The 26,350-nt window shown below is 64.2% G+C and carries 27 protein-coding genes and 1 pseudogene; 4 read left to right on the forward strand and 24 right to left on the reverse strand.

Going from position 1 to position 26,350, the window contains the following annotated elements; all coding sequences use genetic code 11:
* On the reverse strand, positions 1-273 hold the full coding sequence (locus tag AC1KVG_RS17960) for a GlsB/YeaQ/YmgE family stress response membrane protein (protein ID WP_006452367.1): 273 nt from the start codon (positions 271-273) through the stop codon (positions 1-3).
* Between the two features lie 120 nt (positions 274-393).
* A complete protein-coding gene (locus AC1KVG_RS17965) occupies positions 394-1,887 on the reverse strand; it encodes a M20 family metallopeptidase (RefSeq protein ID WP_481095276.1) in 1,494 nt (497 codons plus the stop codon).
* Between the two features lie 179 nt (positions 1,888-2,066).
* Between AC1KVG_RS17965 and AC1KVG_RS17970 the strand changes: the two genes are divergently transcribed.
* Together AC1KVG_RS17970 and AC1KVG_RS17975 are read left to right on the forward strand one after the other, a co-directional pair.
* Positions 2,067-2,441 (forward strand): ComEA family DNA-binding protein, encoded by a 375-nt coding sequence (locus AC1KVG_RS17970; protein WP_006452365.1) that lies wholly within the window; start codon positions 2,067-2,069, stop codon positions 2,439-2,441.
* A gap of 358 nt (positions 2,442-2,799) precedes the next feature.
* Positions 2,800-3,540 (forward strand): HutD/Ves family protein, encoded by a 741-nt coding sequence (locus AC1KVG_RS17975; RefSeq protein ID WP_481095277.1) that lies wholly within the window; start codon positions 2,800-2,802, stop codon positions 3,538-3,540.
* Positions 3,541-4,295: 755 nt separating this feature from the next.
* Here AC1KVG_RS17975 and AC1KVG_RS17980 read toward each other — a convergent pair.
* From AC1KVG_RS17980 to AC1KVG_RS18015, 8 genes are all read right to left on the reverse strand, one after another.
* Positions 4,296-6,050 carry a flavodoxin domain-containing protein gene (locus AC1KVG_RS17980; protein ID WP_481095278.1) on the reverse strand — a complete coding sequence of 585 codons (1,755 nt, stop codon included), beginning with the start codon at positions 6,048-6,050 and terminating at the stop codon, positions 4,296-4,298.
* Positions 6,047-7,021, reverse strand: a complete 975-nt coding sequence (locus AC1KVG_RS17985; RefSeq protein WP_481095279.1) for an FAD:protein FMN transferase — start codon at positions 7,019-7,021, stop codon at positions 6,047-6,049. The genes AC1KVG_RS17980 and AC1KVG_RS17985 overlap by 4 nt, the downstream gene beginning before the upstream one ends.
* A gap of 67 nt (positions 7,022-7,088) precedes the next feature.
* A complete protein-coding gene (locus tag AC1KVG_RS17990; protein ID WP_481095280.1) occupies positions 7,089-7,892 on the reverse strand; it encodes a DUF4198 domain-containing protein in 804 nt (267 codons plus the stop codon).
* 171 nt (positions 7,893-8,063) lie between these two features.
* On the reverse strand, positions 8,064-8,579 hold the full coding sequence (locus tag AC1KVG_RS17995) for a DUF2271 domain-containing protein (RefSeq protein ID WP_481095281.1): 516 nt from the start codon (positions 8,577-8,579) through the stop codon (positions 8,064-8,066).
* A 22-nt stretch (positions 8,580-8,601) separates the two neighbouring features.
* Positions 8,602-9,240, reverse strand: coding sequence for a PepSY-associated TM helix domain-containing protein (locus tag AC1KVG_RS18000; RefSeq protein ID WP_255085697.1), 639 nt, complete (start codon positions 9,238-9,240; stop codon positions 8,602-8,604).
* Between the two features lie 7 nt (positions 9,241-9,247).
* Complete coding sequence (locus tag AC1KVG_RS18005) at positions 9,248-10,006, reverse strand: tetratricopeptide repeat protein (RefSeq protein ID WP_481095282.1); 759 nt, start codon at positions 10,004-10,006, stop codon at positions 9,248-9,250.
* Positions 9,999-10,685: a Fe2+-dependent dioxygenase gene (locus AC1KVG_RS18010; protein WP_481095283.1), complete on the reverse strand. Its 687-nt coding sequence runs from the start codon at positions 10,683-10,685 to the stop codon at positions 9,999-10,001. Before AC1KVG_RS18010 ends, AC1KVG_RS18005 begins: the two co-directional genes overlap by 8 nt.
* Positions 10,686-10,733: 48 nt before the next feature.
* Positions 10,734-13,052, reverse strand: coding sequence for a TonB-dependent receptor (locus tag AC1KVG_RS18015; protein ID WP_481095284.1), 2,319 nt, complete (start codon positions 13,050-13,052; stop codon positions 10,734-10,736).
* Positions 13,053-13,546: 494 nt separating this feature from the next.
* Here AC1KVG_RS18015 and AC1KVG_RS18020 point away from each other — a divergent pair.
* A pseudogene (locus AC1KVG_RS18020) lies at positions 13,547-13,737 on the forward strand (hypothetical protein); the annotation flags it as partial.
* A gap of 87 nt (positions 13,738-13,824) precedes the next feature.
* Here the strand turns inward: AC1KVG_RS18020 and AC1KVG_RS18025 are convergent.
* The 7 genes from AC1KVG_RS18025 to AC1KVG_RS18055 form a co-directional block, all read right to left on the reverse strand.
* Positions 13,825-14,154, reverse strand: coding sequence for a non-heme iron oxygenase ferredoxin subunit (locus AC1KVG_RS18025; protein WP_115040578.1), 330 nt, complete (start codon positions 14,152-14,154; stop codon positions 13,825-13,827).
* Entirely contained in the window at positions 14,151-14,690 is a 540-nt protein-coding gene (locus AC1KVG_RS18030; RefSeq protein ID WP_481095285.1) for a GNAT family N-acetyltransferase, read from the reverse strand. Before AC1KVG_RS18030 ends, AC1KVG_RS18025 begins: the two co-directional genes overlap by 4 nt.
* 394 nt (positions 14,691-15,084) lie before the next feature.
* Entirely contained in the window at positions 15,085-16,329 is a 1,245-nt protein-coding gene (locus tag AC1KVG_RS18035; RefSeq protein WP_481095286.1) for a cysteine desulfurase, read from the reverse strand.
* Positions 16,326-17,588 (reverse strand): Fe-S cluster assembly protein SufD, encoded by a 1,263-nt coding sequence (gene sufD / locus AC1KVG_RS18040; protein ID WP_481095287.1) that lies wholly within the window; start codon positions 17,586-17,588, stop codon positions 16,326-16,328. The genes AC1KVG_RS18035 and sufD overlap by 4 nt, the downstream gene beginning before the upstream one ends.
* Positions 17,588-18,352 (reverse strand): Fe-S cluster assembly ATPase SufC, encoded by a 765-nt coding sequence (gene sufC, locus AC1KVG_RS18045; RefSeq protein ID WP_006448897.1) that lies wholly within the window; start codon positions 18,350-18,352, stop codon positions 17,588-17,590. The genes sufD and sufC overlap by 1 nt, the downstream gene beginning before the upstream one ends.
* A gap of 155 nt (positions 18,353-18,507) precedes the next feature.
* The gene (gene sufB / locus AC1KVG_RS18050; RefSeq protein WP_006448896.1) at positions 18,508-19,965 is read right to left on the reverse strand and encodes a Fe-S cluster assembly protein SufB; all 1,458 of its coding nucleotides are present in this window, start codon (positions 19,963-19,965) and stop codon (positions 18,508-18,510) included.
* 15 nt (positions 19,966-19,980) lie between these two features.
* The gene (locus AC1KVG_RS18055; RefSeq protein ID WP_481095288.1) at positions 19,981-20,439 is read right to left on the reverse strand and encodes an SUF system Fe-S cluster assembly regulator; all 459 of its coding nucleotides are present in this window, start codon (positions 20,437-20,439) and stop codon (positions 19,981-19,983) included.
* A gap of 176 nt (positions 20,440-20,615) precedes the next feature.
* Between AC1KVG_RS18055 and AC1KVG_RS18060 the strand changes: the two genes are divergently transcribed.
* On the forward strand, positions 20,616-21,083 hold the full coding sequence (locus AC1KVG_RS18060) for an SET domain-containing protein (RefSeq protein ID WP_006448894.1): 468 nt from the start codon (positions 20,616-20,618) through the stop codon (positions 21,081-21,083).
* Between the two features lie 271 nt (positions 21,084-21,354).
* On the opposite strand, the gene AC1KVG_RS18065 is transcribed toward AC1KVG_RS18060, so the two are convergent.
* From AC1KVG_RS18065 to AC1KVG_RS18095, 7 genes are all read right to left on the reverse strand, one after another.
* On the reverse strand, positions 21,355-21,951 hold the full coding sequence (locus AC1KVG_RS18065; protein WP_481095289.1) for a YceB family lipoprotein: 597 nt from the start codon (positions 21,949-21,951) through the stop codon (positions 21,355-21,357).
* A gap of 55 nt (positions 21,952-22,006) precedes the next feature.
* Entirely contained in the window at positions 22,007-22,393 is a 387-nt protein-coding gene (locus tag AC1KVG_RS18070; RefSeq protein WP_481095306.1) for a hypothetical protein, read from the reverse strand.
* 220 nt (positions 22,394-22,613) lie between these two features.
* The gene (locus AC1KVG_RS18075; protein ID WP_006448891.1) at positions 22,614-22,922 is read right to left on the reverse strand and encodes a DUF3861 family protein; all 309 of its coding nucleotides are present in this window, start codon (positions 22,920-22,922) and stop codon (positions 22,614-22,616) included.
* 91 nt (positions 22,923-23,013) lie between these two features.
* The gene (locus AC1KVG_RS18080) at positions 23,014-23,634 is read right to left on the reverse strand and encodes a M23 family metallopeptidase (RefSeq protein ID WP_481095290.1); all 621 of its coding nucleotides are present in this window, start codon (positions 23,632-23,634) and stop codon (positions 23,014-23,016) included.
* A 136-nt stretch (positions 23,635-23,770) separates the two neighbouring features.
* Complete coding sequence (locus AC1KVG_RS18085) at positions 23,771-24,196, reverse strand: HU family DNA-binding protein (protein ID WP_043889331.1); 426 nt, start codon at positions 24,194-24,196, stop codon at positions 23,771-23,773.
* Between the two features lie 437 nt (positions 24,197-24,633).
* Positions 24,634-25,488, reverse strand: a complete 855-nt coding sequence (gene proC / locus AC1KVG_RS18090) for a pyrroline-5-carboxylate reductase (protein ID WP_481095291.1) — start codon at positions 25,486-25,488, stop codon at positions 24,634-24,636.
* Positions 25,489-25,534: 46 nt separating this feature from the next.
* Positions 25,535-26,227 (reverse strand): YggS family pyridoxal phosphate-dependent enzyme, encoded by a 693-nt coding sequence (locus AC1KVG_RS18095; RefSeq protein ID WP_481095292.1) that lies wholly within the window; start codon positions 26,225-26,227, stop codon positions 25,535-25,537.
* Positions 26,228-26,350 lie beyond the last annotated feature (123 nt).

Raw genomic sequence — 26,350 nt, forward strand, 5'->3', positions numbered from 1 at the left:
TCAACGCTTGCTGCCGCTGAACAGCCGCAGCAGTGCCAGGATCGCGATCGCACCCAGCAACGCGCCGAGGAAACCGGCCGGTTCGCCTGCGTGGTACCAGCCCATGTAGCGCCCGAACCAGCTGGCCACCACTGCACCGGCGATGCCCAGCACGATGGTCAGCAGGCAACCCAGGCGCTGCGTGCCCGGCGTAATGAAACGGGCCAGCAGCCCGACCACGAAGCCGACCAGAATGATGTAAAGCCAGCTGTCGCTACCGAAGAGATTGTTCATTGCAGGCACTGAGGTAAGTGGGATCGGCAGACTAGCACTTCACTAAGCGCAAGCCCCTCTCCCACTAGCACTTCCATCAGTCAACGCAGGCCAATGGCATGCATCGGTTAAACCGCCAACTCAGCAGCAGCCATGCCCGCCATGACGGGTGCCGCTGTCGGCGGCCACCGGCGAGCCGCTGGTCTCGCCGCGCAGGCAGGCGGCGTGATGCTCGGCAATCACCTTGGCCACGCAGGCAGTCACGCGCTTGCCCATCGGGATGTGCAGGAACTCGTTCGGGCCATGTGCATTGGAATGCGGGCCGAGCACGCCGGTGATCATGAACTGCGCGCCGGGGAACTTCTCGCCCAGCATGCCCATGAACGGGATCGAGCCGCCTTCGCCCATGTACATGGCCGGCTTGTCGAAGAACGCCAGGCTGGCGTCGTCGATGGCTTTTTCCAGCCACGGCGCCATCTCGGGCGCATTCCAGCCGGACGATGCCTTTTCCAGTTCCAGGGTCACCTGCGCGCCGTTGGGCGGGTCGCGCAGCAGCGCTTCCTTGAGCAGTTCGCCACAGGTTTTGCCGTCGGCAGTCGGCGGCAGACGCAACGACAGCTTCACAGCGGTTTGCGGGCGCAGCACATTGCCGGCCGAAGCCAGCGGCGGCATGCCGTCCACACCGGTGATCGACAGCGCAGGGCGCCAGGTGCGATTCAACACCAGCTCGGTGAGGTCGTCATGCATCGGCACCAGGCCATCGACCATCGGGAATTTGTCGAAGATGGCCGTATCCAGTGTCGCCGCCGCGGCCTTGGCTTGCGTGAGTCGTTCGGTCGGCACCTCCACATGCAGGCCTTCCAGCAGGATGCGGCCGCTGGCTTCGTCCTCGATGCGCGAGAGTAGCTGGCGCAGCAAGCGGAAGCTGGACGGCACCACGCCGGAGGCATCGCCCGAGTGCACGCCTTCCTCCAGCACCTTCACGCTCAGGTTGCCGCCGGTCAGCCCGCGCAGCGAGGTGGTGCACCACAGCTGCTCATAGTTGCCGCAGCCCGAATCCAGGCACACCACCAGCGACGGCTTGCCGATGCGCTCGGCAAGGTGGTCCACGTAGGCCGGCAGATCGTAGCTGCCGGATTCCTCGCAGGCTTCGATCAGCACCACGCAACGCGCATGCGGCAGCCGCTGGGTGCGCAGCGCCAGCACCGCCGCCAGCGAACCGAAGATCGCGTAGCCATCATCGGCGCCACCGCGGCCGTACAGCTTGTCGTCGCGCAGCACCGGCTCCCACGGGCCGAGGTCGGCGTCCCAGCCGGTCATTTCCGGCTGCTTGTCCAGGTGGCCGTACAGCAGCACGGTGTCGTCGCCCGATTCGGCGCCGGTGGCCGGAATTTCGATGAAGATCAACGGCGTGCGGCCTTCCAGGCGCACCACCTCGACCTGCATGCCGTCGATCGCCTGCGCCCGCGCCCAGGTTTCCATCAGGGTGACCGCCCGCTCCATGTAGCCGTGCGCGACCCAATCGGTGTCGAACATCGGCGACTTGTTAGGGATGCGGATGTAATCGACCAATTGCGGGACGATCTCCCGATCCCACGTGTCGCTGATGAATTGGTCGATCTTGGCGCTGTCCATGAAGACTCCGAATGCGTGAAGTAACGGCACATTCTACGCCGGGGCCTGATGGTCGCCTTTGCGAGGGGAGGGGGTAGGTATTTCCCTACAAGGCGGCGCGCAGTTCACCTGCTGTGTGAAAAGTTCGTTGGCGATAGGATTGCTGCATGTGGCGCGGGACACTGGCTCCGCCGGCAGGAATGCTGGCTAGGACCATCACCCAAGCCACAAGGAGCGTTGCAATGAAGTCATTTACCGTAGTCCTGAAGTCCCTGCTACTGGCGTTGTTGTTGTCCTCGAATGCGTATGCACTCGACAAGGTCGATATCAACACCGCGTCTGCTGAGGAATTGGACAAAGTGCTGACGAATGTCGGGCGATCAAAAGCCGAGGCAATCGTCGAGCACCGTCAGGCAAACGGTCCCTTCAAAAGTGCCGAGGAACTGGCACTGGTCAAGGGCATCGGACTCAAGACGGTCGAACGGAATCGAGACCTGATCGAAGTAGGAGCCACGATGGCTCCCGCCAAGAAGGCTGCCAAGGGGGCGGCGGTGAAACCGGTGGGACGGCGTTAAGGGGAAGGGATCCGAGATACGGTTCGACGCGAGGATGCGTGGCCGCAACCTAACTGGACAGGATGTCCGGGGGATGGCTGGAAGCCGACAAGGACGTGGAATCGCCCGGTGTTGCACTTGGATGTGCAGCCGGGCGTTTTTCGTTTTGGGGGCGCATGAGTTGCGAGCGTACACATGCGTAGGTGACTGCAGGGAAGTGGCGGTTGCAGCATGCGGCGCTAGTCAGAGCGTGAAGCGTAAGTCACAGCATCTAGCGTGAGGTATAGGTCGCTGTGCGTGTACTGCTCATGCGCATAACGCAGCGGCACGTTGGTCACACATGACGGCCTCAGCGCAACGCTTGGGGCACAATGCGCCAATGCAGCTGACAGACCTGAGCAGCCGGGTAATTCCGGCCACCGACTACCGGCGCGAGCGATGGCGCAATCAACTGGGCTGGACGCGCGAGATTCTGCGCCTCGGCGATGCCGACGCGTGGTCGCTGCGCTTGTCGATCGCCGAGATCGAGCAGGATGCGGCGTTTTCTGCTTTCCCAGGCATCGATCGCGAATTGGTGTTGTTGCATGGCAATGGCATGCGGCTACGGTTTGGCGATGCTGCGAGTGTCACCGGCACTGGCAGTAGCAACAGTAGTAATGGCAGTGGCAATGAAAGCGATGGCGGCGGTAGCAACGACGGCAGCGGCGCGGACCACGGCGGCCATGATGTAGGCGCCGACGGCGGCACCGATGCGCCCGGCAGTAGTTATCGCAGCTGCGACTTGCTGCCGCCCTACCAACGCGTCCGATTCGCTGGCGAAGAAGCGGTCAGCGCAACGCTGCTCGACGGGCCGACCCAGGATTTCAACCTGATGTGGCGGCGCGATGTGCTGAAGGCTGAGCTGCTGCATCGTCCGCTGGTCGGCACCATGCTGTTCTTTGCAGATCCGGGCAGCGCCTGGGCGCTGCATCTGCTCGCCGGTCAGGCCAGCTTTGGACGCGATAGCGGCTTGCCGCCTTTGGTGGCCGGAGATACTGCCTGGCTGAGCGCCTCCTCGCGCACCCGCTATGTGCTCGATGGCGGTGGTGAGTTGCTGGCTATCCGGGTGAGTCCGGTTTAGTTGTCGGTCGTGCGTGCGATCACGCAGTGTCCGTGTATTGATCGAGTTCTGGTTTGAGAGCGGCTGATAAAACTACTTCAGGCCGGTCTATTGCAGAGCAGCTGATTTGCCGCTTGGCTGAAGGGCCCTTGCCCGCCCACCATCGCGGGACACGCCGCAAGTACGTCCGTGTAGGTCCTTACGCGGCATCCATGCCGCGTAAGGTCCCGCGACGGTGGGCGGGCAATGACCTGTCGAGATGCTCGGTGTGCATGGCTATTTGAAATGCCGCTTGGTGTGGAAGTGATTGGACAGTGCGGATAGATCAGTTGCAGAGCGGTTGATCTTCACTTGGTTGCAGGGCCCTTGCCCACCCACCGTCGCGGGACACGCCGCAAGTACGTCCGTGTAGGCCCTTACGCGGCATCCATGCCGCGTAAGGGCCCGCGACGGTGGGCGGGCAAGGACCAGTCGAGTTGATCGGTGTGCATAGCTTTCAATAAAACAGTCAGCAGACTTTCTGGTGCGGTGTCCTCGCCGATTGCGGGACCGTGTGGCGGCATGGATGCCGCCACCGAGCCCCCAGGGACGGGTTCACGGCGTGTCCCGCGAGCGGCGAGGGCACCGCGCCCTCGATCAACCAGACTTTGACGTTTTGTTAGCCGCCTTAGTGCCAACCAACGCTACTCGCGATTCCGGGCAGCATCCATTCTGGACATCTAGGACATCGACGGATACTCCGTCGGTAGCCGTTCGTCAGGTGGTGTTAGCCACCTTCAATACACGTCGCGGCGATAGCGCCCTTTGCGCAGCAGGTCTTGTCTGACATCGGTGCCGAGAATTGACTCAAGCGTCTGGTCGACTTCGGGTGCCATGCCGCGCAGGCTGCCGCAGACGTAGATGCAGGCGCCTTGATCGACCCACAGACGTAGGTGGTCTGCGGAAGCGGCCAGTGCGTGTTGTACGTAGCGCACTGACTGTTGTTGATCGCGCGAGTACACCAGATCCAGACGGTCGATCCAGCCATCGCGTTGCCACTGCTGCAGCTCGTCGGCATAGAGCGCGTCGTGGGCGGCATTGCGTTCGCCGAACAGCAGCCAGTTGCGACGTGCGCCGGCTGCGATACGGGCGCGTAGATGGGCGCGCAGTCCGGCGATGCCAGTGCCGTTGCCGATCAGCAACATTGGTTGCTCGGGTGCAGGCGGGTGGAAACCGGAGTTGCTGCGCAGGCGCAGCGCGATGGGCGCGCCGATCGGTGCATGGATGCAGAGCCAACCACTACCCAGACCCAGGCTGCCGTCGGCGTGCCGGTGCTCGCGCACCAGCAGTTCGACGTGGCCTTCTTCGGGAATGGATGCGAGCGAATAGTCGCGATGGGGCAGGGCGGCAAGGCGGCGCACCAATGCATCTGCGTCTAGCGATGAACTTGTGCCTGTAGCTGCACCTGTATCAGTGGCTGTGTCTGTGTCAGTACCTGGGCCGATTTTTAATTTGGCATCGGCATCGGCATCGGCATCGGTGCCAGCACTTGGGCCGGGGCCGGCAATGGCACCCACATCGACACCAACATCGATATCGGCATCGACGGGAAGTTGCGCGCCGCTGAGCCATTCGCGCAGTGTGCGGTCGTCAAAGCACTGGGCACCATCGAGCTGATTGCGTTGCAGCCAGGACTCCACAGCATTCGGTGCGTTGTGCGGAACGATCTCCGCGATATCGCCTGCGCTCCACTGCGGCAGCCGGCCATCGCTGGGCGTCAAACGCAGCCGGTAAATCGGTGCGCCCGCACTACCGGGATTGACGTGGACACGCTCGCGTAGCTGCCAGGCGGTGTAGGCCGGCAGGCTCCAGTCGGGTAGTGTCGCAAGTGCTGGCGCCAGCTCTGCCAGACGCCGTTGCCATTGCTGCAAGGCACGCGGGTCGGCATTGTCGACCTCGATGCGTTCGAACAAACGGGTGGCGCCGCGTGCCTGCAGGCGATCGTCGATGCGTCGGCCAAATGCGCAGAATTGGGCGTAGCCACGGTCGCCCAACGCCAGCACGGCGTACTGCACGGCCGTCAGATCCTGCGCATCACCGGCGAGCCAATCGCGCTCGGCTGCTTGCGCATGATCGGGTGCATCGCCTTCGCCGGTGGTGCTGACGATGCACAGTAGCCGCGGCACACGCGTGAGTTGATCTACATCGACGGCGTCCAGTGGCAGTGCGTACGCACCCACGCCTGCCGACTGCAGCGCGGCGACGCTGCGTTCGGCCAGTTCACGCGCAAATCCGGTCTGGCTTGCCCAGACGATCAGCACGCCGCTGGCGTCTGCGCGCTGTGCGCCCACGCGCCGGCGTGCACGCAACAGCACGACCGCGCACAGGGCCAGGTAGAGCGTCATCCCAAGACCTGCCAACTGCCAGCGATGCGGTGTTGGTGCGCTCCACCATGCACCAGCATGCAAGCCGCCAAGCCAGCCGACGATAGCTGCAAGGGCAAGCAGAACCAGCCCGTTGCCAATCCACACGCGGAGGTTATTGGCGGTCATGACGCAGCCAACTGTTGCTCGAAGGCCGGACTCATGGATTCAAGCAGAACGCCGTCCTTGCGCGTAAGAAAACGCACGGCCAACGCTGCAGTGCGCGCATAGGCAAGCCCGGCATCGGCGCCAAGCACGGTCATCGCAGTGGCCCAGGCATCGGCCTGCATCGCATTGCGTGCGAGCACGGTGACTGCTGCGGGCGCATGCGGAACGGGCGCGCCGCTGCGTGGGTTGAAGGTGTGCGCATAGCGGATGCCGCCAGCATCGAAGCGGTGCCAGCGATCACCGGACGTGGCGACCGCCAGTCCGTCCAGCGACAGCACACGTGGCGGCAACGCGGCACCGGCGTCTTCGTCGGGTGCGGATTCGACCAGCACGCGCCACGCACTGCCATCGGGCTTGCGTCCATAGCCGAACAGTTCGCCGCCCACTTCGATCAATGCGCTGTCGATGCCGACCTGCAGCAGCGCGCGATGCACGCAGTCCACACCGAATCCCTTTGCAATGCCGGATAGATCCAGCGCCAGTGCGCCAGGCTGCCACACGCGCATGCCATCCAGTTGCACACGTTGCCAGCCGCAGCGTGCGCTGGCCAAGGCGATCTGATCGGCTGCAGGCACCTGCCGTCGCCCACCCGAGGCACCGAAGCCCCACAGCTCGACCATCGGGCCGACCGTGGGGTCGAAGGCACCATTGCTGGCTTGTGCGATCTGCAGCGCTGCGCTCAGCACGGTATGGAATTCATCAGGTAGGGTTTGCCACTGACCAGCAGCCGCGCGGTTGTAGCGGCTGATATCCGAATCCGCTTCCCAGGTGCTCATCTGCGCGACCACCCGATCGAGTGCGGCCTGGATGCAGGCATGCAACGGATGCAGGTCGCGCCCGCGCGGCGCAATCAGTTTGACGCTCCAGGTGGTGCCCATGCTGCGGCCGCCCAGGGTGGCGATGGCGTGGTCGGCGGAAGACGATGCAGGCATGGAGAAATCTTATGAAGGCGGTGCGGCAGGATGCACGCTGCGTGCAGTCCTGCCGCGTGCGTGCGGATTACTGCGGCAGCACTTCCAGCGTGGCGACGTAACCCAGACGACGCTGTTTGGCTTGCGGCAGCGAGGTTTTCTTGTCTTCGGTGGTGGTTTCCAGCCAGTACATGCCGGCTTCCGGCCAGGTCACGCTGAAGCCGCCCTTGGCATCGGTCTTCAGCTTGATCTCGTTCTGCGCATCGCGATAGCGGGTGCCGCCGCGCACGATTTCGATCTCCAGCCCGGCCGCCGGCTTGCCATCCAGTTGCAGCGTGAACTGCGCCGCCTCGCCGACGACCAGATCGTTGGGATGGGTCACCGGGATCAACTCGATGCCCTTGCCGCTGGGCTTGAATGCCGTGGTGGTGGGCGCACCGCGGGTGACGAAGGTTTCCACGCGATTGAAGGACTGCGAGACCTGCAGGTCCTGCGCATTCTTCGGCACTTCGGTGGCGAAGCGGGCTTCGTCGCCGCGCCAGCGCTTGGGCTTGCCGTCTTCCTTCCAGTTGGCGAACAGGCCGGCGTTGACGATGCTGAGCTTGTAGGTGCCGGGCTGGGTGAGTTGCAGGTCGAACACGCTGCGGTACTTGCCGTTGGCCGGGTTTTCCGGCTTGAGCGCGCTGCCATCCGGCGCGGTGATGCTCAAGTTATCCAGGCGCAGCGGCACGTGATTGAAGTAGAACAGGTCGTTGGAGACCGCTGCATCCACCGTGATCCACGGCGCTTCACCGGCGATGACGGTCTGCGACGGCAGCAACCAGGCCTTGTGGGCGAGTGCACTGACGGGCAGTGCGGCGAGCATGGCGATCAGGACGAGAGAACGTTTCATGACAACTCCTTGAAGGACGATGAGGACGGTGAATCACGTGTCTGATCAGCGCGAGGGTGCGGCGCTGCGTGGATGCGTGGGAAGCGATATGTCTTTGCCAAAGCGATGAAGCGCGCGTGCGCCGTTACTTGCAGCGCACGCTCCGTGCGGCTGCCAACAACAGCGCAACGCTCAGGGCTTTGCGACCAGGCTGACGGCACCGAGCTCGCTGCTGCCGCTGGCCTTTGCGGTTTGCGAAGTCGTCGCCGGCCAGGTGAAAGGCACCTTGACTAATTCGCGGCCGCCGACTTCGCGCGCGGCTTCCACCACCAGCGTGTACTGGCCGGCCGGCAGCGACCTCAACGCCCCCTTGGTATCGGAGAACGACAGCGCGTGTGCGCCGGCCGGGCGAGTGGGGCCGGTGACACCATCAACCGGCACATCCAGCGTGCGACCGCTCTTGCGCCACCACTGGCGCAGGTCCGGCAACCACTTGGTGCCGTGGCCTTCGGCGGTGTCCTTGGATTGATACCAGACCGACAGATTGGCAGCGACTTTCTGGTCTGCACCTTCCAGCCAGATCGCCACATACGGGCGGTGATATTCGGCGACGTTGAGCTTGGGGATTTCGACATTGATGTCGAGCGTGGCCGCATACGCCGGCATGGCGAGCAGGCCGCTCAGGGCGATGGTCAGGGTGGCGCGCATGATCGTCTCCGGTGGGAAAAAGTCAGTGGATCAACAGCAGGGCGAGCAGCAGCGGAATCAGCAGACCCAGGCCGACCAGCGGCCAGGTCATGCGACGCTGGCGCGCATGCAGGTGCAGCAGGAACAGCCCGGTGATGCAGAACACCAGGCAGGCGATGGCGAACACGTCGATGAACCAGCCCCAGGCCGGCCCCGCATTGCGTCCCTTGTGCAGATCGTTGAGATAGGCGATTGCGCCACGTCCGGTGCGTTCGTACTCGATCGCGCCGGTGCTGCGGTCAAGGCTCAACCACGCATCGCCACCTGGCCGTGGCAACGCGACATACACCTCGTCGGCCGACCATTCGCCGCTGCGTGTGCCGACGCTGATATCCAGTTCGCGCCCCAGCCATTGCGCCACGCGCGGCGGCAGCGGTGCATTGCCGTCCTGCCGGTTGCCCAAAGTCTTGAGCAAGGCAGGCGGCAGCGTGAGCGTGCGGTGTTCGGTCGAAGGGCTGGCTTCGATGCGCGCGGCGTGATTCAAGGTCAGCCCGGTGAGGGTAAACAGCAGCATGCCGATCAGGCATAGCGCCGAACTGATCCAGTGCCATTGATGCAGCATGCGCAGCCAGAAACCGCGACGTTGCTGGGTGGTGGCCATGGTGTCGTTGGAGGTCGACATGCTGCGCTCAGGCCGCATTCGCTGCGGCGGATACCTGCAGCAGCACTTGCCGTGCAGCGATTTCGCTCAGCAATGCCTGCAAGCGTGGATGGCGCGCACTCGCCAGCAGCGGTGTGAGTTGTTGCAGAAAGCCGGCATGCCCGCCTGCGATCGCACGTCGCATCCAGTATTCGGCCTGATCGAGGTCGCCACCATCTGCCAGCAAGGTGGCGTAACTGGCCTGGCCGCGGAAATCGCCTGCTTCGGCAGAGCGGCGATACCAGTCGCGCGCAGTGATTGGATCGGCATCGCAGGCCAGTCCTTCATCCAGATAACGCGCCAGAAAGTTCATCGATTTAGCATGCCCGCGCTCGGCAGCAGTGCGATACAGCGCCAACGCCTGTGCGTGGTCCTGCGCCACGCCACGGCCGGAGCCATATAGATGCGCGAGGTTGTACATGCCCCAATCGAGCCCGTGCTCGGCGGCGCGGCGATACCACAGCGCGGCCAATACGATATTGCACGCGGTGCCGAAGCCGAGTTCGTGGCAGCGCCCCAGCTGATTCATCGCTTCCGCATGCCCGGCATTGGCGGCGACTTCGTACCACAGCATCGCCATGGCCGGATCGGCCGCGACGCCGCGACCTTCGGCATAGATCTGCGCGAGCAGCAGTTGTGCCTCCACGTCCTGGCGCGCAGCGGCCTTGCGCAGCAGTGCAAGCGCTTGATCGGGTTGGGTGCGCAGCAGGTCGATCAGCTGCGCGGTGTCCGGTGCGTGCTCAGACATCGGCCCATTGCCGCAACAGGTTGTGATACACGCCGGTGAGCTGGATCAGTGATGGGTGACCGGGCGTGTCTTGCGTCAGCCGGCGGATCGAGACATCCAGCTCGAACAACAGGCGGCGCTGCGCATCGTCGCGCAGCATGCTTTGGGTCCAGAAAAAACACGCCACGCGGGTGCCGCGGGTCACCGGCATCACCCGATGCAGGCTGGTGCCGGGATAGATCACCAGGTGCCCGGCCGGCAGCTTCACCGATTGCGTGCCGTAGGTGTCTTCGATCACCAGCTCGCCGCCGTCGTAGCTGTCCGGGTCGCTGAGAAACAGCGTGGCGGAGACGTCGGTGCGGATGGGGTCTGCGCCGCCGCGACTGCGGTCGTAGCGGATCGCGTTGTCGACGTGATACCCGAACGACTGCCCGCCGCTGTAGCGATTGAACAGCGGCGGATAGATGCGCCGTGGCAATGCCGCCGAAAAGAACGTGCTGCTGCGCGCCAGCGCGTCCAGCACCAGCGCGCTGGCTTCGCGCGCGATGGCGCTGTCTTCGGGCAGCTGTGCGTTGTCCTTGGCCTGTGCCGACTGATGGCCGGCGGTGATGCGGCCGTCCGCCCAGTCGGCCGCGTCCAGCCGCGCGCGCAGCTCGGTGAGCTGGGCGGGGCTGAGAACATCGGGAATGGGCAGCAACATGCGGTGGTCTCCACGCCGCCCGCGTTGTGCGGGCGGCGTGCCAGTGGGTCAGAAACTGAAGGTGGCGCTCAACACCGCCGAGCGGCCTTCGCCCGGAAGCGCCCAGCCACTGCCGGCGGTGACGGTGCCGGCCGCATTGACGGTGAGGTTGTTGCGCACGCTGGTGTAGTACTCCTCGTCGAACAGGTTGTTGACGTTCAACTGCAGGCTGAGCCAGTCGTTGACGCGCAGGCCGACCATCGCGCGGTGCACCCAGTAATCGTCGGTCTTGACGTAGCCGGCCGCCGAGGAATTATTCGGATAGAAGCCGCCCTGATAGGTGACGCCGTAACCGAAGGTCCATTGGTTGAGCTGATAGGTGGTCCAGATGTTGCCGGCATTGCGCGGCGTCTGCACCAGCTCGCGCCCGGCGATGGGATCGCCGGTGAGGCTTTCGGTGCGGTTGGACACGCTCTGCAGCACTTCGCTATCGAGGAAGGTGTAGTTGGCGAAGATCGACCAGCGCTCGGTCAGGTAGCCGGCCGCGCCCAGCGCGATGCCGTCCACGCGGGCCTTGCCGTCGAGCACCTGCTCGGGAATCAGCGGGTCGCCGCTGTTGACCTTGTAGTTTTCGCGCTCGTTGCGGAACACCGCCGCGGTGAGCGCCAGAAGCTCGTTCAACACGTCCCACTTGCCGCCCAGTTCGATGTTGACCGCGCTTTCCGGCTCGACATTGCAATTGGCGCCCGCCGTGGCGGTAGCGATCGGCGTGCACGAGCCGTTGACCGAGGCCTTGGACGGCGTCTTGCTGTTGGCGTAGGACAGATACAGGCTGGCGTTCTCGACCGGCTTGAACACCAGACCGGCGCGATACGAGAACAGATCCTCCTCGCTGCCGGCCGGGAAGCCCGGGGTCACACCAGTGACATTGCCGGCGGCGTTGACGGTGTAGGTGGTGCTGTCGCCTTCGTTGTGCTCGTAGCGGCCGCCCAGGTTGAGCATCCACTGCTCGTTGAACTGCAGCGTGTCGAACAGATACACCGCCTGATTGGTCAGGCTGCCCTTGCTGCGACCGGTGCGGAAGTAGTTCTGCGGGCCGGTCCAGATGTTGTACGGATTGTCGAACGACTGCAGCGGATAGGTGATGCCGGTGGTGGAGCCATCGGCGTTGCGGAAGATCGAACCGCTATTGAGTTCGAAGTCTTCCTTGCTGAAAGCGACGCCCGCGACCAGACGATGCTCGATCGCGCCGGTATGCAGGGTGGCGGTCAGGTCGGTCTGGCTGTGCGCGATGAAATTTTCGGTCTCGCGCACCAGGCCGCGCGGGCCGCTGTTGGGATTCCAGGTGGCCGGCGGCTGGCCGACGCAGGCGCGTCCGGTGTAGGCGTTGGTGTTGTTGGGCAGGCACCAGGTGCCTTCCGGTGCGGTGGCCGAGGTGGTCTGGTCCACGCGCTGCACGCGCGCCAGGCTGCGCAGTTTGACGTTGTCGTCGAAGTCCATTTCCAGCACGCCGGTCAGCATGTCCACGTCGATTTCCTGACGTGCCACGTTGCGGTAGCCGTAATAGGTTTCGCGGTCCACGCCCGGCAGCGGGCCGTTGTTGAACGGGCTCAGCGCGAACGGCACGCCGTACTGCGGCAGGTTGTTGTCGTGCTGGTGCAGGTAGCTCAGCGTAAAGCGCGTATCCGAGCCCAGGCCGAATGCGACCGACGGCGCAAAGCCCCAGCGGTGACGGAATTCTTCATCGCGGCCCGGCACGTCCTGGGTGTGGCCCATCGCGTTCAAGCGCACGGCGGTGCCGTTTTCGAAGTCGTAATTGCTGTCGGCAGTGAGCCGGCCGTAGCGGTCGCTGCCGCCACCGACCACGACATTGGTGAAGTCGCCCTGGCCGGCGGTCTTGGTGACCAGATTGATGTTGCCGCCGACCGAACCGGCGCCGGACATGGCGGAGTTGGCGCCGTTGATCAGCTCCACCGCTTCCAGGTTGAAGGTGTCGCTGCGGCTGTACTGCGCGCTGTCGCGCACGCCGTCGGTGGTGATGTCGCTGCTGGCGGTAAAACCGCGCAGGTTGATGCTGTCGCCATAGCCGCCGCCGCCTTCGCCCGCGCCGAAGGTGATGCCCGGCAGGGTGCTCAGCACGTCGCGCAGCGACAGCAGGTTCTGCTGGTCCATGGTCTGCTTGGTGACCACGGTGATCGTCTGCGGCGTGTCGCGCAGGGCCTCGGTGTACTTGGGCGAGGATGGTTTTTGCGCGCGTTCCTGCTGCACCCGGATGGCATCCAGATCCACCGCGCCCGGAGGTGCCGGCGCATCGCCAGGCTGGGCGAAGGCAGGAGCGGACAGCGTCAGCAGCACGGCCGAGGTGAGCGGGGAAATCCTGGGAGTCATGAGGCGTCTCGAAGAGGAAAGCGAGGCTCCGGCCTGGCGATGGCTCGGCGGATGCGGGGATGGGGTGAGGATTGAAAAAGGTGGATCGACAGTGCGCGCCGGCTAGCCCGATGCGATGTGCTGGCATGACCCGATGTCGCATACGTCAAGGCGCCGCGCGGAAGGGCGCAGGCGGGGCGAACGCAGGAGAAAACGGTCTGGCAGAGCTGGGCGCATGGGATCGCAGGGCAGGCCAGTTGTTAAGAAGGCCTGAAGGGCTGCGATCTTAAATGCAAATCATTCTTCTTTGCAATCTTTGTTGTTGGCCGACGTCGCGCGGTTGTGGCAGAAAGGTTTGTGCGCTATTTCAATTGGCGGACCGAACTACTTCATGAAGGTTTGCTGCAAGGGCCGCTGATCTGCTGTTTGGCTGCAGGGCCCTTGCCCACCCACCATCGCGGGACACGCTGCAAGTACGTCCTTGTAAGCTCTTACGCGGCATCCATGCCGCGTAAGGTCCCGCGACGGTGGGCGGGCAAGGACCAGTCGAGGTGGTCGGTGTGCATGTTTTCAAGCAACCAGCAATCTGTCTGGTGCGGTGTCCTTGCCGCTTGCGGGACCGTGTGGCGGCATGGATGCCGCCACCGAGCCCCAGGGACGGGTTCACGGCGTGTCCCGCGAGCGGCGAGGGCACCGCGCGCTCGACTCACTAGGCTTTTTAACCTTGGCTTCTACGGGCAAAGCCACGATCACAGCCACAGCCGACCTGCCGCACTCACTGATCTAATCGCTCTCAGCGGTCGTCGCGTGCCCAGATGCCGCCGTGTTCGCGCTTGACCGGAAATTTGGGCACGGCGGTGTAGGCGGGTGCGCACAACGGGCGGCCGTCGCGGATATCGAAGCGGGCGCTGTGCAGCAGGCATTCGATGGTGCCGGCCGCTGGGTCGAAAGCCCCAGGCGACAGCTCGTAGTCTTCGTGGCTGCAGCGGTCTTCCAGCGCATACAGCTCGCCGTCGAGGTTGAAAACCACGATCGGGGCGTCTGTCACCTCATCCCAGACGGTCTGCAACTCGCCGGGCAGCAGCGCCTCGCTGGCGCAGACGAAGGTCCAGGTCTCGCTCACAGCGCTGCGCCGCCGAGCGGTTTTTCCAGTACCTCGAAGCGCAGGTCCTGGCGCAGCGGCACGCCGAAACGCACGTCGCCATACGGAAACGGCTTGGTGATGCCGGTGCGGCGATAGCCGCGTCGCTCGTAAAAGGCGATCAGCTCATCGCGGATGTCGATCACCGTCATGCGCATCACCGGCAGCTGCCACTCGTTGAAAGCGATGCGTTCGGCTTCGGCCAGCAGCGTCTTGCCGAGCCCGCTGCCCTGCAGCGAAGGATCGACGGCAAACATGCCGAAGTAGCCGGCGCCGTGGTCGTCGGCGATATGTGCGCAGGCCAGCAGCCACCCGTCCTGTTCGACCAGCAGCACCAGGCTGCGGTCACGCAACAGGTCTTCGCGCAGTACGGCGGGATCGATCCGCGCGCCGTCGAGGAAGTCGGCTTCGGTGGTCCAGCCAACGCGGCTGACATCGCCGCGATAGGCCGAAGTCACCAGCGAAACGAGGGCGTCGATATCGTCGACGGTGGCGGTGCGGAAAGTGGTGGTCTGCATGGGGAGCAGTTTAGCGAGAATCGGGGATTGGTGATTTGGGATTGGCTGGAGCTTGCTCGTTGCGCTTAGAGATGCACTACATGCTTCTCCGGTACGCGAAATCCACTGAGTTGCACACCGTCAGTCAACGCAGAAACGATCGATCCGGGATCGAGCCCCTCTCCCATCGGGAGAGGGGTTGGGGTGAGGGTACGGAGCGAAGCTGCAGTGGAGCAGGATTACACGAGGCTTCGCACGTACCCTCATCCGTCCCTTCGGGGCACCTTCTCCCGGTGGGAGAAGGAACTGCGATGTCTTGGAGCTCGAAGGGTTCAGTACTTACGAATCACGAATCACCAGCTAAAAATCCCGCATCACAATCCCGAATTACCAATCCCCACTCCCGGCCCCACATTCACCCCAGCAACGTCCGCACCTTCTTCAACGCAGCAACAAAACGCTCGATCTCGTCGTGCGTGTTGTAGAACGCCAGCGAGGCGCGGCAAGTGGCGGCAACGCCGTAGTACTGCAGCAATGGATGCGCGCAATGCTGGCCCGAGCGGATGGCGATGCCTTCCAGGTCGAGCAGGGTGGCCAGATCATGTGCATGCGCGCCTTCGACCAGGAACGACACCACTGCGGCCTTGTCCGGCGTGGTGCCGAAAATGCGCAGGCCCTCGATACGCTGCAGTTCTTCGGTGAAGTGTGCGAGCAACTCGGTTTCGCGTGCTTCCACGTGCGCCAGCCCGACCGACTCCAGGTAATCCACTGCCGAGCCCAGGCCGATGAAACCGGCGATGTTGGGCGTGCCGGCTTCGAACTTGTGCGGGGCATCGTTGAACACCGTGCCCTCGAAGCTGACTTCCTTGATCATCTCGCCGCCGCCTAAAAACGGCGGCATTGCCTGCAAGTGTTCGCGACGTGCCCACAGCGCGCCGGTGCCGGTCGGCCCGCACATCTTGTGGCCGGTGATGGCGTAGAAATCGCAACCGATGCCGGCCACGTCGATACGCCGATGCGGCGCGGCTTGCGAGCCGTCTACCACGGTGACGATGCCGCGCTTGCGCGCCTCGCGGCAGATCTCGCGCACCGGGTTGACCGTGCCCAGCACATTGGACACGTGCGTGATCGCCAGCAGCTTGATCTCCGGCGTCATCGCCTTGCGCAAGGCATCCAGATCCAGCGCGCCGTCTGGGGTGATCTCGGCCACGCGGATGGTCGCACCGGTGCGTTGCGCCACCAGTTGCCACGGCACGATGTTGGCGTGGTGCTCCATGCGCGAAATCAGGATCACATCGCCGGCGCCCAAACGTGGCAGCGCCCAGGAATAAGCGACCAGATTGATCGCAAAGGTCGTCCCGCTGCACAGCACCAGCTCGTCGGCGCGCACATTGAGAAAACGTGCGAGCTTGCTGCGCGCGCCTTCGAACGCATCGGTGGCTTCGGTGCCCAGCGCATGCACCGCGCGGCTCACATTGGCGTTTTGACGACGATAGAACTCGTCGGTCGCGGCAATCACCTGCAGCGGCTTCTGGCCGGTGTTGGCGTTGTCGAAATAGATCAGCGGCTTGCCGTGCACCTGCCGCATCAACAACGGGAAATCCGAGCGCACGCGCTCCCAATCCGGCGCGGCCAGTTGCGGGACGGCGGGCGCGTTCATGCCACGCCTGCCGAGGTCAGTGCGCGGTCCAGCTGCAACGCCAGTACCGCAGTCAGCGCGGTGGGCAGCACACGCAGCGGTTCGTGGCAGAACGCGGCGCTCAGCAACCGCTGTGCATCAGCCTGCGGCAGACCGCGCGAGCGCAAATAGAACAAGGCGTTGTCGTCGAGCTGACCGACGGTGGCACCGTGCGCGGCCTGCACTTCTTCGGCATCGATCACCAGCACCGGCTGGGTGTCGATCTCGGCATTGGCCGACAGCAGCAGATTCTTGTTCGACAGCCGCGCGTCGCTGCCGTCGGCACCGGGACGAATGTGGATGCCGCCATGAAACACCACCCGGCTGCGATCGGCGCCCACGCCGCGCCAGACCAGCTCGCAGCTGGTATCGCGTGCAATGTGCTGGATACCCAGACGCGTATCGACATGGCGGCGGCCGTTGCCGAGCAGTACGCCATTGGCGGTGAGCTGCGCGTTGTCGCCTTCCAGGCGCACGTTGAGCTCGTGCCGCGACAGGTTGGCGCCCAGTTCCAGATCCACGCGCTGGTAGCGCGCATTGCGCGCCAGCACGGCATCGGTACGCAACAACGAGGTGGCGTGCGCACTGTCGGCCTGCACGCGCGCATGCGACAACACCGCATCCTGGGCCAGATGCACATGCATCAGGCTGTTATCCAGATGCGCGGCATCGCCGACATGCAGGTGATGCTCGACCACGTTCAGCGCAGCGCCGGCACGTAGTTCGATCAAGTGGCGGTGGTGCCAGGACAGGTCGTGCTCGCCGGCCACGCTGATGAAGACCAGCTGCAGCGGAATATCGATCTGCGTGCCTTCCTGCACGCGCACCAGCACGCCTTCGTCGGCAAGCGCGGCATTCAGACGGGCGAAGATTTCATCGCTGCCTTCGAAACGGCGACCGAGCAGCTGCTGCGCGTCATCGCTGGCAGCCAGCGAGGCAGACAAGGTCTCCAGCTGCACGCCGTCGGGCAGCGTGGACAGGTCGCTCAGTGCGTCAGACGGGCGCCCGTTGACGAACACCAGCCGTGGCGAGGCGATATCGTCCAGCACGGAGGCATCGACCAGCGTCGGTACCAAGGGCGCCGTCTGAAAACTGCGCCGCTCCAGCTGCCGCAGCGAGGTGTATTTCCAGGCTTCGGCGCGCGGGCCGGGCAGGCCGGTCTGCAGCGCGGCATCGAGTTCGGCACGCCGTACATCGTTGCCGCAGAAACCGCGTGCGAGGGATTCCAGCAGGGCGCTCATCAGGCAGCCGCCTCGGGCACCACGCGGTCCTTGAGGAAGTGGTAGCCGTGTTTTTCCAGCTCCAGCGCCAGTTCCGGGCCGCCGCTCTGCACGATGCGGCCTTCGGCCAGCACATGCACCACGTCCGGGGTGATGTAGTCGAGCAGGCGCTGATAATGGGTGATCACCAGGAACGAACGCTCCGGCGAGCGCAGCGCGTTGACGCCGTCGGCCACGCTCTTGAGTGCGTCGATATCCAGGCCCGAATCGGTTTCGTCCAGGATGGCGAGCTTGGGCTCGAGCACGGCCAGCTGGAAGATCTCGTTGCGCTTCTTTTCGCCACCCGAGAAGCCTTCGTTGACGCCGCGATGCAGCAGCTCGTCCTTCAGATGCAGTACCGCCAGTTTCTGGCGCACCAGCTTGAGGAACTGCATCGAATCCAGCTCTTCTTCGCCACGCGCCTTGCGCTGCGCGTTGAGCGCGGCACGCAGGAAATAGGTGTTGTTGACGCCGGCGATTTCCACCGGGTACTGGAAGGCCAGGAACAGGCCGGCGGCGGCACGTTCTTCCGGCGGAAGGTCGAGCAGGTCCTTGCCTTCGAACTGCACGCTGCCTGCGCTGACTTCGTAGCCATCGCGCCCGGCGAGCACATTGCCCAGCGTGGATTTGCCCGCGCCGTTGGGCCCCATGATGGCGTGCACCTGGCCCGGCTTGATGTCCAGCGACAGGCCTTTGAGGATTTCTTTGCCGGCGATGCTGGCGTGGAGATTGTTGATCTTGAGCATATTCGTATCCAGTGATTGAGCCCCTCTCCCGCCGGGAGAGGGGTTGGGGTGAGGGTTCGTGCGAAGCAGCGTGCTGTTTGGGTGCACTTGGCTTCGCCCGTACCCTCATCCGGCGCTGCGCGCCACCTTCTCCCGAGGGGAGAAGGGGAAAGGTGTCAGCCGACGCTGCCTTCTAAGGAAACTTCCAGCAGTTTCTTGGCTTCCACTGCAAATTCCATCGGCAGTTCGCGGAACACCTGCTTGCAGAAACCGTCGACGATCAGCGACACCGCATCTTCCTGGCTGATGCCGCGCGCGCGGCAGTAGAACAACTGGTCGTCGCTGATCTTGGAGGTGGTGGCCTCGTGCTCGACGGTGGCGCCGGGATTCTTCACCTCGATGTACGGGAAGGTATGCGCGCCGCACTGCTTGCCGATCAACAGCGAATCGCACTGGGTGTAGTTGCGCGCGCCATCGGCGTTGCGATCCACCTTGACCAGACCACGATAGGTGTTCTGGCCACGCCCGGCGCTGATGCCCTTGCTGACGATCTTGCTCTTGGTGCGCTTGCCGATGTGGATCATCTTGGTGCCGGTATCGGCCTGCTGACGATGATGGGTGAGTGCCACCGAATGGAATTCGCCCACCGAGTCGTCGCCCAGCAGCACGCAGGACGGATACTTCCAGGTGATCGCCGAGCCGGTTTCGACCTGGGTCCAGGTGACCTTGCTGCGGTCGCCACGGCATTCGGCACGCTTGGTGACGAAGTTGTAGATGCCGCCAACGCCGTTTTCATCGCCCGGGTACCAGTTCTGCACGGTCGAATACTTGATCTCGGCGTCTTCCAGCGTCACCAGCTCGACCACCGCTGCATGCAGCTGGTTTTCGTCGCGCATCGGCGCGGTGCAGCCTTCCAGATACGACACATACGCCTTATCCTCGCACACGATCAAGGTGCGCTCGAACTGGCCGGTATGGCCGGCATTGATGCGGAAATAGGTGCTCAGTTCCATCGGGCAGCGCACGCCTTTCGGGATGAACACGAAGCTGCCATCGGAGAACACCGCCGAGTTGAGCGCGGCGAAATAGTTGTCGCCAACCGGCACCACGCTACCCAGATACTGTTTGACGATCTCCGGATGTTCCTTGATGGCTTCGGACATCGAGCAGAAGATCACGCCCTTTTCGGCCAGTTCCTTGCGGAACGTGGTGCCGACCGAGACCGAATCGAATACTGCATCCACCGCCACGCCGGCCAGCCGGGCACGCTCGTGCAACGGCACGCCAAGCTTGTCGTAGGTATCGAGCAGTTCCTTCGGCACGTCGTCCAGCGAGGCGTACTTCGGGCCCTTGGGCGCGGAGTAATAGCTCAACGCCTGGAAATCGATCGGGGAGATCTGCAACTTCGCCCATTCCGGCATCGGCATCTTCAGCCAATGCCGATACGCCTCAAGACGCCAGTCGGTCATCCATTGCGGCTCTTCTTTCTTGGCCGACAAGGCACGGATGACGTCTTCGTCCAGGCCGGGCGGGAGCGAGTCCGATTCGATGTCGGTGATGAAGCCTGCGTCGTAACGTCGGCCCAGCCGTTCGATAATCTCGGCGTTCTGCGGGGGAGCAAGTTCGGTGGCCATCGGGCTGCCTACAGGTCAGGTGGTCGCGACGCGTGCGGCGATGGAACGCCGACTGCCGTCGCCAGGGAGAGAGAGGGGCTGCAACATCTGTGCGAGCGTGACGCGACGCAATGCATCGCCGACCACGTCGTTGATCAAACGCCAGTTGGAGCGCACGCCGCATGTCTGCGCGATGCCGCACTGGCCGTGGTCCTGGCTGCATTCGGTGATCGCCAGCGGGCCTTCCATTGCCTCGACGATTTCAACGAGTGTGATCTCGCTGGCCGCGCGCGCAAGCCGGTAGCCGCCATGCACGCCGCGCAAACCTTCGACCAGGCCCGCTTGCGACAACGGTTTGAGAATCTTGCTCACGGTCGGTGCTTCCAGGCCGGCCTGCTCGGCCAGCTCGCTCGCGCTGAGCACCTGATCGCCGCGTGCAGCCAGTACGGTCAGCACGACGGTGGCGTAATCGGTGAGTTTGGTGACGCGCAACATGAGAAGGCCAGGTAAATCCTAAAGCGGACCGAAATTGTACTCTTTCGAGCGGGGCAGGGCCAACCGCGCGGTTCAGCCGCCGGCAAGCGTTGGACGTTGCCGTTGGCAATGCGCTTGTGCTTGGCGCATCGCCGCGCTGCGGTCACAATGAGCGGCCCCATCACTGGACCCCGTTCATGTCGCGCAAAGTTGCCGCCCGCAAGTCACGTATCCACGGCAATGGCATGTTCGCCCTCGCCGCGCTCCGCAAGGGCGAGCGCATCATTCAATACAAAGGGCGCCTGCGCACGCATGCGGAAGTGGATGCCGATGACACCGGCGATGTGGAAAGTGGCCACACCTTCCTGTTCACGCTCAGCGACGACTACGTGCTGGATGCCAACTACGAAGGCAACGTGGCACGTTGGATCAACCACAGCTGCAAGCCCAATTGCGAAGCGGTGATCGAAGAGGCCGAAGGCGACGATCGCAGCAAGGACAAAATCTTCATCGAGGCCAAGCGTGCGATCAAGGCCGGCGAAGAGCTCACCTATAACTACGGCATCACGCTGGCCGAGCGCCACACACCGCGTTTGAAGAAGATCTGGGAATGCCGCTGCGGCTCCAAGAACTGCACCGGCACGATGCTGCAGCCCAAGCGCTGAGCACGCGCGTACCGGCATCGCGATGATGCGATGCGCACTCTCTTTGAGGAGTGCGCAACCGGGAATGCGCAATACGCGGGTTCGACCTGCATGCTGACGCAGTCGATTCACTTGTTAGTGGATCGCTTCCAACAACAGCATTGCCGTCTTACCAGACGTCTTTCGCAACAAAGGCCCGGCGATCGATGCGCCGGGCCTTTGTGTGTGTGTGCAACGCCTGTCGCGCAGTGGCACCGGTCAGCGAGCCCCGCGCTGGCGCAGCGCGGATCGTCTACTTGCCGGAAAGCGCTGTCGCCGGCACCAGTTGCTCGATGTTCTGATTGAAGTTCACCGCCACTCGTCCGTTCTGGATGCCCACCGACTCCACCTGCACATTGCCCATCACCGCCGCGATGGCCGGGTCGATGCGATAGATCGGCTCCTTGCGCGCGTAATCGGCCAGCCAGGCATTGAGCAACTGGCGGGTGCTGTGATCAAGCTTGGCGCCGGCATTGGCAGGGCGGAAGTCATCGATGGTGGGTTGATCAAGATAAAAGCCTTGCTTGGCCACGTCGTAGCGCAGCGCACTGGTCAAGGTCACGTTGCCGACCGGTGCCGGCGCGCCGCCTGCGGTGGCCAGGGCCAGATCAAAGGCCATCTTGAGCCGGTCGCCCGGCGGCAGCGACAGCGCCGGATTGCTGACCGTCATTTCGACCAAACCACCCAGTGCGTCATGCGTCTGCGGGAAGCGGCCACCCAGGAATTGCTGCAGATCGCTGCCCTGCACGCTGATTTGGTGCCCCTGGATCTGCGGCGTGGCCCAGGCACTGCTGATGGGCATTGCCAGGGCAAGAGCGAGCATGGATCCGGCAAGCGAACGCAGTTTCATCGGGTGACTCCGGTGGCAGATGACATCACCTTAGTCTGCGCCGGTGAACCACGGGTTAGCGCAGCACCGGCTGCAGCGTCGCCGAATAGATCTCCCATGTGTCGCTGCCGGCACGGGGTTGGAGTCGATACGCACCGACCAGACGCTGCGTGCCGGCGGTGGTGCGCACGGTCAGTTGCACCGGTACTTCGATCAGCTTGGGCGGATGCTGCTGGTCCAAGGCAATGGGTGGGTCGTTGTTGATGCGCATCGATTGGATATTGGTGATGCCGCGTAGCGCTGCGTCATCCGGCACCGGTGAGGGACGACCGCCGGTCCACAGCGCATCGGCATCCGCGCGTGCCGTACCGGGCAGTGCGCCCAGATACCGATGCACGGTGGCGCTTGCTTTGGCGAAGTTGCTGCGCGCTGTGGCGTCGTTGGGGTCCGGTGCCGGCACCAGTGGTGCAGGCGCTCCAGCGTTGGTGACTGTGCCTGGAGTGCCTGTCACAGCCTCGGTTGGCGACGAGGGCGCAGCAACAGGCGTGCGTTTGTCTTCGGTGCGCTGACAACTGCAGCCAGCGATTGCAGCGGCAAATACCACGATTCCAGCCCAGCGCATGGCGCGTCCCCATCCCCGATGCGCGCAGTGTAACGGTCCGCGCAATGCGGCGATGCAGGCCTCAAGCGCCTGGCGTTGGGTGCACGCGCTGCAGGCGCTCCAGCAGCAGTTGCAGCTTCGGTCGCAATACATCCAACGCATCGCTGGGCTGCGCGCGCGGGCGGGCGGCCAGATCTTCCAGCAGCTGCGAGCCGACTGTCAGCGCGGCGCATTCGTCGCTGCTCAGGTCGCGGCGCAGGTGCAACTCTTCGAGCAGCCGCATCCAGTCGGCGCGCGAGCGCTGTTCGAACTCGATGGTGCAGCGGTCGTCGCAGGGGCGGCCATCGCTTTCGATGGGCGTGACCGTAATGCGATAGCGTTTTCGGGGCATGGAGATGGCGTCGTTGCTGGGCTGTCTCCACCATAGGCGCAGCGTGCGGTGGCCTCGATAGGGCAGGCCATGACGCAGTGTTCCAACATGTTCACTGTGCCGGCTGTGGTGCGGGTTTGCGCAGCAGCGGCAGCGGATCGTACGCACCGTTGCGCCCATAGACCCCATAGTGAAGATGCGGCGGCGTGCCGCGCGCGTTGCCGGTGGTGCCGACCATGCCCAGCGGTGTGCCGGGCTCGACCACATCGCCCACCTCCAAGCCTGCGGCCCAGTCGTCCAGATGCGCATAGTAATGCCGCTGCATGGCCGGCCCCAGCACCCAGACCTGCTTGCCGCCCAGGCCTTGATCGCGAATGGCGCTGACCACGCCGCGGGTTGCAGACAGCACCGGCGTGCCGCGTGGCGCGAAGATATCTACACCGGCATGGCTGCGATCGCGGCCACGCGGCGCGCCGAAGGTATCGGCGATGCGGCGCGCCTGCACGCCTTCGACCGGGATCTGCAGAGACGTCGGCGGCGGCATCCGTGACAGCTCCCAGCTGGTGCGCAGCTGCTCGGCGATCGGCAACTGCCAGGCCCAGCGTGCGGCGACACCCAAGGCGCACAGCAGGGCGACCGACACCAGCAGGCGGCGCACGCGGCGTGCGGGGCTGCGGGCGGTGGACGGCGGTGTAGTCGATGGAGGGTGGGGCGATGGATCGGTCACATGCACCTGCTGGGTTGCGAATCAGCACGCAGGGTAGGCAAGCGGCGATGAGCGGCATGTGGGTAATCACGCATGCGGTATCGCGCGCGCAAAAAAAAAGACGGCCCGCAGGCCGCCTTCGTTACACCGGATGCGTGCTCGATTAGAGCGCGGCATCCTTCAACTTCTTCAGCAAGCGAGCCTTGACCTTGAAGCTGGCCGGCTTTGCGGCAAAGGTCTGCTCTTCCTTAGTGAAGGGGTTGATGCCCTTGCGCTTGGGCTTGGCCGGCACATGGACGCTGGTCAGCTTCAGCATGCCCGGCAGAGTGAACGAGCCGGCGCCCTTTTTGCTCAGCGAGGAATGTGCAACGGATTCCAGCGTCGCCAGAACGGCGCGGACGTCCTTCGGAGCCAGCTGGGTGGATTCGGCGATGTGCGCGACCAGGCCGGTCTTGCTCAGTGCTTCCTTGATCGGCTTCGGCGCGGCGGACTTGGCAGCGGCGGCCTTCGCCGGCTTTGCGGTCTTGGTGGCGGCGACCTTTTTCACTGCCTTTTTGGGGGCAGCCTTCTTAGCGGCGGTTTTTGCCATGAGTTATGTATTCCGTATTCGTAGGTGGTGTTGGGTCTGCCGACCCAGTCGGCAACGCGAAATGTAGGGCAACTGCTGCGCGCCGCCAATAGGCAAACGATGAAACAACGCGAAAAAAGCGTCTTTCGACGGGGATTCGTTCACCAGCGGCAGAAAACGCGTACGAAACGCATTGTCGAGTCGGTTGCGATGTGCGCGTTGACGAAGCGTCTGACGCAGAGCAGCAGGTCTTCAGCGCGAGCTTGCATGCATGATCGAGCCGGCGATCTGGTGTTGGGTGTTGCCGAAATCTGCGGCTGGCTGATGGCGTTGGTCGGCATGGCCAGCGCGGATGGATCGCCGTTATGCAGGATCTCTGTAGTGCCGACAGATCGACTGCATACCTGCGATCAGCTTTGGTTGCGAGGAAATCCTGCGCTTCTTCGATAGTGGATTCGCTAATCGTTGGCGGCCGACAGGCTACGGCCGCGCTCGGTGGCTGCGGCGATTGCGCTTGCGGTGAGCGCTTCGAAGCCGCCGGCCTGGAATGCCTCGATCGCAGCCTGCGTGGTGCCGTTGGGCGAGGTCACGCGGTGGCGGAGCTGCTCCGGTGCTTCGCCGGATTCTGTCAGCATGCGCGCGGCGCCAAGCAGGGTTTGCAGCACCAGCGTGCGTGCGGTGTCGGCGGGCAGACCCTGCGCTTGCGCAGCAGCCTCCATCGCTTCGGCCAGCAGAAAGACATAGGCCGGGCCGCTGCCGGAGACGGCGGTCACCGCGTCCATCTGCGCTTCGTCGTCGATCCACACGGTGACGCCGGCGCTGTCCAGCAAGCGGGTCGCCTGCACGCGTTGCGCGTCGGAAACGCGCGCAGTGGCGTACAGCCCGGTGACGCCGGCGCCGAGCAGGGCGGGCGTGTTGGGCATTGCGCGCACTACTGCCACGTCACCGCCCGACCAGCGCTGCAGTTGCGTTGCAGTGATGCCGGCAGCGATGGACAGCAGCAGCGGCTGCTGCGCCTGCGCAAGGTCGGCCAGCTGTGCGCACACCGAAGGCAGCACTTGCGGTTTGACTGCCAATACCCAGATGGCCGCGCCGTCCACAGCAGTGCGGGCGTCTTCCACGGCGTGCACGCCGAAGTCGCGCGATAACGCCTCGCGCAATTCGGCAATCGGCTCGGCCACGCGGATGCTGGTTGCGGGCACGCCTTGCCGGATCAGCCCGGCAATCAGGCTGCGCGCCATGTTGCCGCCACCGACGAACGCGGTGATTGCAGCGTTGGTATGCGAAGACGCGGACGAAGAGGGCAGAGTCATTGCAGCACCTTGGTCAGAAAGATCAGTGGTCGGCACGCGAGGCCGATCAGGACGCGGCGGCCGGCGACGAGGCGCGTTCGCCAAACAACGCGGTGCCGACACGCACCATGGTGGCACCGGCCGCGATCGCTTCGGCGAAATCCGAACTCATGCCCATCGACAAGGTATCCACCTGCGGATAGCGGCCCTTGAGGTCTTCGAATAGCGCCTGCATGCGCGTAAACGCAGCCGCGCGCCGTGCCTGCTCGGGAAACGGCGCGGGAATCGCCATCAGCCCGCGCAACTGCAGACGCGGTTGCAGCGCGATGTCACGGGCCAGCGCATCGATCGCCTCCGGCGCGCAACCGTGCTTGCTGTCCTCGTCGTCGATATTGACCTGGATCAGCACGTTCAACGGCGCGCGATCGTCCGGGCGGTAGCGCGCCAGCAGCGGGATCAGTTTGGCGCGGTCCACGGTCTGTATCCAGTCGAAGCAGTGGCTGGCCAGTTCGGCCTTGTTGGATTGCAGGTGGCCGATCAGATGCCATTCCAATCCCAGCGCATGCAGTTCGGCGATCTTGGCCTGCGCCTCCTGCACATAGTTTTCGCCGAACGCCTGCTGGCCTTGCGCCGCCAGCGCCTGGATTGCGCCGGCGGACTGGGTCTTGGAGACCGCCAGTAGCCGGGCGGGACGCCCAGCGGCGTTTTCCGATGCGACTCGGATGCGGTCGAGAATCTGCTGCAGCGACGAGGCCGGCACGTGGCGCCCTTGGCTTGAGGGAGGGCCGCCTATAGTGAGGCCAGCGCCCTGGTCCTTCCAGCAGGTGGTGCATTCGGGGCAGCGCATGGGCGCCGATGTCCGGTCTGTTGGCCACCGGACATC

The sequence above is a fragment of the Xanthomonas sp. NCPPB 3959 genome (genome assembly GCF_056675575.1).

Excerpts from the sequence above, each read along its gene's own strand:
- AC1KVG_RS17960 (WP_006452367.1), bottom strand. The coding sequence starts at position 273 with ATGAACAATCTCTTCGGTAGCGACAGCTGGCTTTACATCATTCTGGTC.
- AC1KVG_RS17965 (WP_481095276.1), bottom strand. The coding sequence starts at position 1,887 with ATGGACAGCGCCAAGATCGACCAATTCATCAGCGACACGTGGGATCGG.
- AC1KVG_RS17970 (WP_006452365.1), top strand. The coding sequence starts at position 2,067 with ATGCTGGCTAGGACCATCACCCAAGCCACAAGGAGCGTTGCAATGAAG.
- AC1KVG_RS17975 (WP_481095277.1), top strand. The coding sequence starts at position 2,800 with ATGCAGCTGACAGACCTGAGCAGCCGGGTAATTCCGGCCACCGACTAC.
- AC1KVG_RS17980 (WP_481095278.1), bottom strand. The coding sequence starts at position 6,050 with ATGACCGCCAATAACCTCCGCGTGTGGATTGGCAACGGGCTGGTTCTG.
- AC1KVG_RS17985 (WP_481095279.1), bottom strand. The coding sequence starts at position 7,021 with ATGCCTGCATCGTCTTCCGCCGACCACGCCATCGCCACCCTGGGCGGC.
- AC1KVG_RS17990 (WP_481095280.1), bottom strand. The coding sequence starts at position 7,892 with ATGAAACGTTCTCTCGTCCTGATCGCCATGCTCGCCGCACTGCCCGTC.
- AC1KVG_RS17995 (WP_481095281.1), bottom strand. The coding sequence starts at position 8,579 with ATGCGCGCCACCCTGACCATCGCCCTGAGCGGCCTGCTCGCCATGCCG.
- AC1KVG_RS18000 (WP_255085697.1), bottom strand. The coding sequence starts at position 9,240 with ATGTCGACCTCCAACGACACCATGGCCACCACCCAGCAACGTCGCGGT.
- AC1KVG_RS18005 (WP_481095282.1), bottom strand. The coding sequence starts at position 10,006 with ATGTCTGAGCACGCACCGGACACCGCGCAGCTGATCGACCTGCTGCGC.
- AC1KVG_RS18010 (WP_481095283.1), bottom strand. The coding sequence starts at position 10,685 with ATGTTGCTGCCCATTCCCGATGTTCTCAGCCCCGCCCAGCTCACCGAG.
- AC1KVG_RS18015 (WP_481095284.1), bottom strand. The coding sequence starts at position 13,052 with ATGACTCCCAGGATTTCCCCGCTCACCTCGGCCGTGCTGCTGACGCTG.
- AC1KVG_RS18030 (WP_481095285.1), bottom strand. The coding sequence starts at position 14,690 with ATGCAGACCACCACTTTCCGCACCGCCACCGTCGACGATATCGACGCC.
- AC1KVG_RS18035 (WP_481095286.1), bottom strand. The coding sequence starts at position 16,329 with ATGAACGCGCCCGCCGTCCCGCAACTGGCCGCGCCGGATTGGGAGCGC.
- sufD (WP_481095287.1), bottom strand. The coding sequence starts at position 17,588 with ATGAGCGCCCTGCTGGAATCCCTCGCACGCGGTTTCTGCGGCAACGAT.
- sufC (WP_006448897.1), bottom strand. The coding sequence starts at position 18,352 with ATGCTCAAGATCAACAATCTCCACGCCAGCATCGCCGGCAAAGAAATC.
- sufB (WP_006448896.1), bottom strand. The coding sequence starts at position 19,965 with ATGGCCACCGAACTTGCTCCCCCGCAGAACGCCGAGATTATCGAACGG.
- AC1KVG_RS18055 (WP_481095288.1), bottom strand. The coding sequence starts at position 20,439 with ATGTTGCGCGTCACCAAACTCACCGATTACGCCACCGTCGTGCTGACC.
- AC1KVG_RS18060 (WP_006448894.1), top strand. The coding sequence starts at position 20,616 with ATGTCGCGCAAAGTTGCCGCCCGCAAGTCACGTATCCACGGCAATGGC.
- AC1KVG_RS18065 (WP_481095289.1), bottom strand. The coding sequence starts at position 21,951 with ATGAAACTGCGTTCGCTTGCCGGATCCATGCTCGCTCTTGCCCTGGCA.
- AC1KVG_RS18075 (WP_006448891.1), bottom strand. The coding sequence starts at position 22,922 with ATGCCCCGAAAACGCTATCGCATTACGGTCACGCCCATCGAAAGCGAT.
- AC1KVG_RS18085 (WP_043889331.1), bottom strand. The coding sequence starts at position 24,196 with ATGGCAAAAACCGCCGCTAAGAAGGCTGCCCCCAAAAAGGCAGTGAAA.
- proC (WP_481095291.1), bottom strand. The coding sequence starts at position 25,488 with ATGACTCTGCCCTCTTCGTCCGCGTCTTCGCATACCAACGCTGCAATC.